General features: G+C 64.3%; 7 protein-coding genes. 3 read left to right on the top strand and 4 right to left on the bottom strand.

Annotated elements, in window-relative coordinates; all coding sequences use genetic code 11:
• Positions 1-50 precede the first annotated feature (50 nt).
• Positions 51-431, bottom strand: coding sequence for a hypothetical protein (locus tag PSV40_RS06050; RefSeq protein ID WP_300535492.1), 381 nt, complete (start codon positions 429-431; stop codon positions 51-53).
• 375 nt (positions 432-806) lie between these two features.
• Between PSV40_RS06050 and PSV40_RS06045 the strand changes: the two genes are divergently transcribed.
• Positions 807-1,157: a hypothetical protein gene (locus PSV40_RS06045; RefSeq protein WP_300535489.1), complete on the top strand. Its 351-nt coding sequence runs from the start codon at positions 807-809 to the stop codon at positions 1,155-1,157.
• A 15-nt stretch (positions 1,158-1,172) separates the two neighbouring features.
• Here PSV40_RS06045 and PSV40_RS06040 read toward each other — a convergent pair whose 3' ends face one another.
• The 3 genes from PSV40_RS06040 to PSV40_RS06030 form a co-directional block, all read right to left on the bottom strand.
• A complete protein-coding gene (locus PSV40_RS06040; RefSeq protein ID WP_300535486.1) occupies positions 1,173-1,502 on the bottom strand; it encodes a hypothetical protein in 330 nt (109 codons plus the stop codon).
• The gene (locus tag PSV40_RS06035; RefSeq protein ID WP_300535484.1) at positions 1,499-2,302 is read right to left on the bottom strand and encodes a hypothetical protein; all 804 of its coding nucleotides are present in this window, start codon (positions 2,300-2,302) and stop codon (positions 1,499-1,501) included. Before PSV40_RS06035 ends, PSV40_RS06040 begins: the two co-directional genes overlap by 4 nt.
• A 114-nt stretch (positions 2,303-2,416) precedes the next feature.
• Entirely contained in the window at positions 2,417-3,898 is a 1,482-nt protein-coding gene (locus PSV40_RS06030) for a GNAT family N-acetyltransferase (RefSeq protein WP_300535481.1), read from the bottom strand.
• Between PSV40_RS06030 and PSV40_RS06025 the strand changes: the two genes are divergently transcribed.
• Together PSV40_RS06025 and PSV40_RS06020 are read left to right on the top strand one after the other, a co-directional pair.
• Entirely contained in the window at positions 3,897-5,585 is a 1,689-nt protein-coding gene (locus PSV40_RS06025; protein WP_300535478.1) for an NAD+ synthase, read from the top strand. The genes PSV40_RS06030 and PSV40_RS06025 overlap by 2 nt on opposite strands.
• Before the next feature lie 152 nt (positions 5,586-5,737).
• On the top strand, positions 5,738-6,076 hold the full coding sequence (locus tag PSV40_RS06020) for a P-II family nitrogen regulator (protein ID WP_007869659.1): 339 nt from the start codon (positions 5,738-5,740) through the stop codon (positions 6,074-6,076).
• The last annotated feature ends 126 nt before the right edge of the window (positions 6,077-6,202 follow it).

The following is a 6,202-nucleotide window of genomic DNA, read 5'->3' as shown; positions in this document are numbered from 1 at the left end:
AGATACAAAGCTTGGGCGATACTATGTTTCGAAACTTACGTGTTGATGTACTAGTCCTCGAACAGATACTCCATGTCGCCCAGCCAGCGTTTTTCAATGACGGTCAGGCTGGCCCGCTTGCCGGCCTGCACGTTGCGACCCACCGAACTGCGAAAGGCCGCTCCCGGGGTTTCTTCCAGCCACCGGTCGGCCGTGTCGTCCGGAAATTCGAGTCCGAGCTTGTCGCCGACCTCGATGCCGCTGTGGCAGCCGTGCCTGAAGGCCAGCAGCAGTGACATGGCAAGGCGATGGCGACCGGCCGCGCAGTGAAACACGCCAATCATCCTGTTGTACACGAAGGGCAGGCTCAGGTCGGCAAGGTGCAATGGCTGGGGCTCCTGGGCGCCGGCCTCGACCAGCATCTGCCATTGCTGCGGCGTGAAATTGATCATGGATTCTTTCTTGGGCAGAGGGTCCGCGGCTTGGTCAGCCGGATGGGTTGCGGCTTGTTCCGCCGGTGTCTTCAACACGTCGGCAGGCTGCTTTGGCGGCCTTCGCGAGAACAGGCCTTGCTTGAATGGCGTTGCTCCAGTGTAGGGGTGATATCGGGTTTTGTTCCGGCGGGACAGGCCTTTTGAAGGCTTGTCTGTATGCTCTATTTATACAACACCCTCGGCGGGTCTTTCCCGCCATGTTAGGGTGAACGCCCGATGTTCGCATCGCTGCCGGCTCCAGGGGCGGGCGGAGGGTGTGAAAAATTCCCGAAAGGTGGCTTTATGGCGATAGGCTGGTTGACTGTGTTGCAAAGTGTTCCGTGGACCGAGGTGGTGAGCAACGCCCCCAAGGTCGCCGCCGGTGCGAGAAAACTGTGGGCCGCGGTGGGCAGGAAACCTCACGCCGGCGCGCAGGTCGCCGATGCCACCGAGGCAGCGCTTTCGCCGGAGGCCCGGGCCATCACCACCCTGACCGCGCATGTCAGTGAACTGGAAACGGCGACGAAAGAACTGCAGGAACAGATGCTTGCTTCCTCGGAGTTGATCAAGGCGCTGGCCGAGCAGAACACGCAGCTGATTCTGCGCATCGAGACGCAGCGCCGCCGCATGGCATGGCTGGCGGGCGCGCTGGTGCTGGTGGGCATGGCGGCGCTGGCCAGCCTGGTCCTGCTGCTTGCGCGCTGAAGGGGCGCCGCAGGCTTACAACGGAACGATTTCGAAGCGGGCATCGCCCATGTCCCGGTTCAAGGGGCGAAATGCCGCGAGGATCGCGTCTTCTTCGGCGTTCTCCCACAGCGCGATGACCTGTTCCTCGGCTTGCGACACCTGCGCGCCCAGCGGCAAGTCCTCGTTGAGCGATTGCACCAGCAAGTAGGCCTGCAGGGAAGGCAGCACCTGGTCGGGGCCGCCCAGGGAAAATTCAAGTGACATGCGAAAACGCAGCTCCGACGCAGCACGTTCGTCAGGGCTGAGGCTGGGGCACTCGACGAGTTTGACCTGGTAATGGCCGGTGCCGGGTTGCTTGTTCATGATGGTTCTTTCTCCCCTGGGTGGGTGTCGGTATCGCCCAGCAGGCCCTGTTCGTCATCGCGCAGACCGGCGACCGGGGTTGCCTTGGCCAGCGCGACCCACACGCCAAAAGGCAATGCCTGCCGGGGACGCCGCGGCGCGGCGCGGGCCACCACCAGCCGTTCGCCTTCGACCTGCATCACGCCGCATTCCGGCGGAACTTCATCGGCGGTGGCAATGGGCTGGCCTTTGGCGTCGCAGCCCAGCACGTACCAGCACTCGCCGCCCAGATCGAGATAGGCGCCGCGTTTTTCGGGCCGGCGCAGGTCGCCCAGCAGGTCGGATCGCCGCACCTTGATCTCATGGACGACGGGCTCGACATAGGCTTCCACCGAGGTATTGCGGATCGAAAACACGTCGGGCCGCACCATGCACCAGCGTGCGGCGGCGCCGTCGGCCGGTGGCGGCAGCTGCGCGCGCAGGCTCAACGCCCGCCAGGTGATGCGGCCGGCGCGCACCATCTCGCAGGCCACGCGTTCGACCAGCGCCTCGTGCGCCGACAGGGCCGCGCGGTTGCGCACCAGCGCGGCGGCCAGGCAGGCGACGCCGGCATCAGTCACGCGCAGGGTCTCGTGGCCTGAGGGGCCGGCGACACGCTGCAGCAGGCCGGCGGCCAGCAACTCGATTTCCAGCAGGTCCTGGCAGGGCCAGCCGGCGGAGCGGTAGATCTCGCGCAGGCGCCGCGCATGGGCGCGGCCCAGCGGTGCAGACTGGGTGGCAAGCGTTGCAAGGCCGGGGGCGTCGGTGGTGGCGTCGAGCATGAAAAAAGGGTGAGAAGCAGGGTTTCAGAAAAAGCTTGAATCAACTGTCCTTATACGCCAAATCGGCCTCCAGCCCAATGTAGGAAAGCGCTGGTAGCTATGAATACTGTAGCGTCACGAGGGGGTATTGCCGCCAGGCTCCGCCTGCCGGAACGGGTTGCGCCGCTCCAGTTCTTCCATGTAGCCGGCCATGCCTTCGCCCTCGCGTTCCAGGAAGCGCTCCACCGCGTCGGCAAAGGCCGGGTGCGCCAGCCAGTGGGCACTGGTGGTCTTGACCGGCAGCAGGGCGCGCGCCATTTTGTGCTCGCCCTGGGCGCCACCTTCGAAGCGCTGGTAGCCATGGGTGATGCACCATTGCAGCGGCTGGTAATAACAGGCCTCAAAGTGCAGGCAGTCGACACGTTCCAGCGCACCCCAGTAGCGGCCATAGGCAACCCGGGTCGGTGTTATGGCGTCAAATTGGCCTTCTGCCCTTGTTCCACCTGCGCTGACAGCTATCAAACTTGTAGCGATTGGTGCGCCATCGCGTTGCGCCACAAACAGCAGCCAGTTCTCCGGCATGGTGGCCTGCATGCGCTGGAAGAAGTCGCGGCTCAGGTAGGGCGCGTTGCCGTGTTCGTAATAGGTGCGCTCGTAGCAGCGGTAGAAAAAGTCCCAGTCGGCAGCGCTGATGTCTTTGCCCAGCGACCAGCGGAAGCGCACGCCGGCATCCAGCACCTTGCGCCGCTCCTGGCGGATTTTCTTGCGCTTTTCCTGGCTCAGCGACATCAGGAAGTCGTCGAAGTCGCGAAACGGCCGAGGCTCCCCGTATTCACCAGCCGGGGCCGCGGATCCGGCTTCGCCGGTCCGCAGGCGCAGCGCCCCCTCGGGGGGCAGCGAACCACACGCAGTGGGGAGCGTGGGGGCATTATTTTCACCAGCCGGGGCCGCGGATCCGGCTTCGCCGGTCCTCAGGCGCAGCGCCCCTTTTTCTCGTGCAAGGGGCAGCGAAACGCCGGAGGCACACGCAGTGGGGAGCGTGGGGGCTCTATTGGACCAATGGAACTGCACGTTGTGCCGCAGCATCAGCCCGGCTTCCTCGCAGGCGGCGACATCCTCGTCACTGGCAAACAGCAGGTGCAGTGACGACAGCCCTTCTTCCGTACACCAGGCCAGCAGCGCCTGCACCAGCAGCGTGCGGGTGGCGGCATCACGCGCCAGCAGCCGCGGGCCGGGCACCGGCGTGAAGGGCGGCGCCACCAGGGCTTTGGGGTAGTAGGGCAGGCCGTGCTGGTGGTAGGCGTTGGCCCAGGCGTGGTCGAACACGTATTCGCCGTAGGAGTGGTCTTTCAGGTAGAGCGCGCAGGCGCCGACCAGCTGCGTGCCCAGCGACAGCATGACAAAACGCGCGGTCCAGCCGGTTTGCGGGGTGGCACTGCCGCTTTCCAGCATGGCGGCGAGGTACTCATGGCGCATGAAGGGGTTCAGGCTGCCGTCACCCGCCTGCGCCGCGAGCAGCGCGTTCCAGTCGGCGGCCGGGACCTGCAGCGGCGAATCCAGCACGCGGATGACATAATCGTTTTCAGTCACAGCATCAACCGTTTTTTCTTTTTTCATGACTCTCAACATCTGCGTTGCCCAATTGAACTACTGCGTTGGCGACATGCCGGGCAACGCGCAAAAAATCATTGATGCGGCACGTACGGCCTATGCCGACGGTGTGCGCCTGCTGCTCACGCCCGAGATGGCGATATGCGGCTACGCCGCCGAAGACCTGTTTTTGCGCCGCTCCTTCATCGCAGCCTGTGATGATGCCGTGAATCTGGTGGCCCGGGAGCTGGCCGGGTTAAAGGGGCTGACGGTGGTGGTGGGCACGCCGACCCATGGTGACAGTGGCCGCGGCCTGCGCACAAAAAGTGTCGAGGTGCACCAGCGCCACAACGCCGCCCGCGTACTGCGCGAAGGCGCGGTGATTGCCACCTATGCCAAGCGCGAGCTGCCCAACTACCAGGTGTTCGACGAGCGCCGCTATTTCACGCCGGGGCAGGGTGTCTGCGTGTTCGAAGCCGGCGAGGGCGCCGATGCGGTCAAGGTCGGCCTGCTGATCTGCGAGGACGCCTGGTTCGAGGAGCCCGCGCGGCTGGCCAAAGAGGCGGGCGCCGAGCTGCTGGCCGTCATCAACGCCTCGCCTTTCCATGTGGGCAAGGGCGGCGAACGTGAACGCATGATGCGCGAGCGCGTGCTGGCCACCGGCCTGCCCATGGTGTATGCGCACCTGGTGGGCGGGCAGGACGAAATTGTCTTCGAAGGCCACTCCTTTGCCCTGCAGGCAGACGGCGCGCTGGCGGGTCGGGCCGAAAGTTTCAGGGAAAATCTGTTTCTGGCCCAGGCGGAACGTGCGCCGGGCGCTATTAAACTGATAGCTAGAGAGGTGCCGCTGCGCAGCGCCGAAGCGGATTTGTGGGACGCGCTGGTGCTGGGCGTGCGCGATTACCTCGGTAAAAACGGGTTTCCCGGCGCCATCCTCGGCCTGTCGGGCGGCATTGACTCGGCGCTGGTGCTGGCCATTGCGGTGGACGCGCTGGGCGCCGACAAGGTGCGCACGGTGATGATGCCGTCGCCCTATACCGCCGACATCTCCTGGACAGACGCACGCGACATGGCTGCGCGTTTGAAGGTGCGTTACGACGAGATTTCCATCATCCCCGAATTTGAAGCCTTCAAGGCTTCTTTGGCAGGTGAGTTCAAGGGCTTGCCGGAAGACACCACCGAGGAAAACATCCAGGCGCGCATCCGCGGCGTGTTCCTGATGGCGCTGTCCAACAAGTTCGGCGCCATCGTGCTGACCACCGGCAACAAGAGCGAAATGGCGACCGGCTACTGCACGCTGTACGGCGACATGGCGGGCGGATTCGCGGTCATCAAGGACCTGCTGAAAACCACGGTGTTCCGGCTGGCGCAGTGGCGCAACGAGAACGACCCCTACGGCACCGGCAGCAACCCGATTCCCGAGCGCATCATCACTCGCCCGCCCAGCGCCGAACTGCGCGCCGACCAGACTGACCAGGACAGCCTGCCGCCTTACGAGGCGCTCGACGCGATCCTGCAGCGCTACATGGAAAACGACGAGAGCATAGCGGCCATCGTGGCGGAGGGGTTTGATCGTGCCGTGGTCGAACGTGTGACCCGGCTCATCAAGATCAATGAGTACAAGCGCCGCCAGGCACCGATAGGCATCCGGGTTACCCACCGGAGCTTCGGCAAGGATTGGCGCTATCCTGTCACCAACAAATTTCATGCCTAGATATGGCCCCCACGCTCGGCACTGACGTGTCCTCGCTGCCCCCCGGGGGGCGCTGCGCCTGCGGGCCGGCGAAGCCGGACCCGCGGCCCTGGCTGATTAAGAGATGCCCGTTTATCACGGCTTTGCCAATTTAAAACCAACGGAGATATTCAGTGAAACAAATTACCGCCGTCCTCAAACCCTTCAAGCTCGAAGAAGTCCGTGAAGCCTTGGCTGAATGCGGTGTAACCGGCCTGACCGTCACCGAAGTCAAGGGTTTCGGCCGCCAGAAAGGCCACACCGAGCTATACCGCGGCGCCGAGTACGTGGTCGACTTTTTGCCCAAGGTCAAGGTCGAGGTGGTGGTGAAAACGGAGGACGTGGAACGTTGCGTGGACGCCATCGTGCGCGCCGCCCGCACCGGCAAGATCGGTGACGGCAAGATTTTCATCACCAGCGTAGAGCGTGTGGTGCGTATCCGTACCGGCGAAGAGGACGAAGCGGCGGTCTGATGCGCCCCCACGCTTTTCACTTCGTGTAATGCGCTGCCCCCCGAGGGGGCCGCTGCGCCTGCGGTCTGGCAAAGCCAGTCCCGCGGCCCCGGCTGGTGAAGAGCCCATAGGCTAGCTCGACGCAAT

This window comes from Polaromonas sp. (assembly GCF_029945925.1).
Classification (GTDB): Bacteria; Pseudomonadota; Gammaproteobacteria; order Burkholderiales; family Burkholderiaceae_C; genus Polaromonas.
The sequence above is the reverse complement of the archived record's forward strand: the minus strand, read 5'-3'. Positions and strand labels throughout refer to the sequence as shown.

Excerpts from the sequence above, each read along its gene's own strand:
- PSV40_RS06025 (WP_300535478.1), top strand. The coding sequence starts at position 3,897 with ATGACTCTCAACATCTGCGTTGCCCAATTGAACTACTGCGTTGGCGAC.
- PSV40_RS06040 (WP_300535486.1), bottom strand. The coding sequence starts at position 1,502 with ATGAACAAGCAACCCGGCACCGGCCATTACCAGGTCAAACTCGTCGAG.
- PSV40_RS06030 (WP_300535481.1), bottom strand. The coding sequence starts at position 3,898 with ATGAAAAAAGAAAAAACGGTTGATGCTGTGACTGAAAACGATTATGTC.
- PSV40_RS06035 (WP_300535484.1), bottom strand. The coding sequence starts at position 2,302 with ATGCTCGACGCCACCACCGACGCCCCCGGCCTTGCAACGCTTGCCACC.
- PSV40_RS06050 (WP_300535492.1), bottom strand. The coding sequence starts at position 431 with ATGATCAATTTCACGCCGCAGCAATGGCAGATGCTGGTCGAGGCCGGC.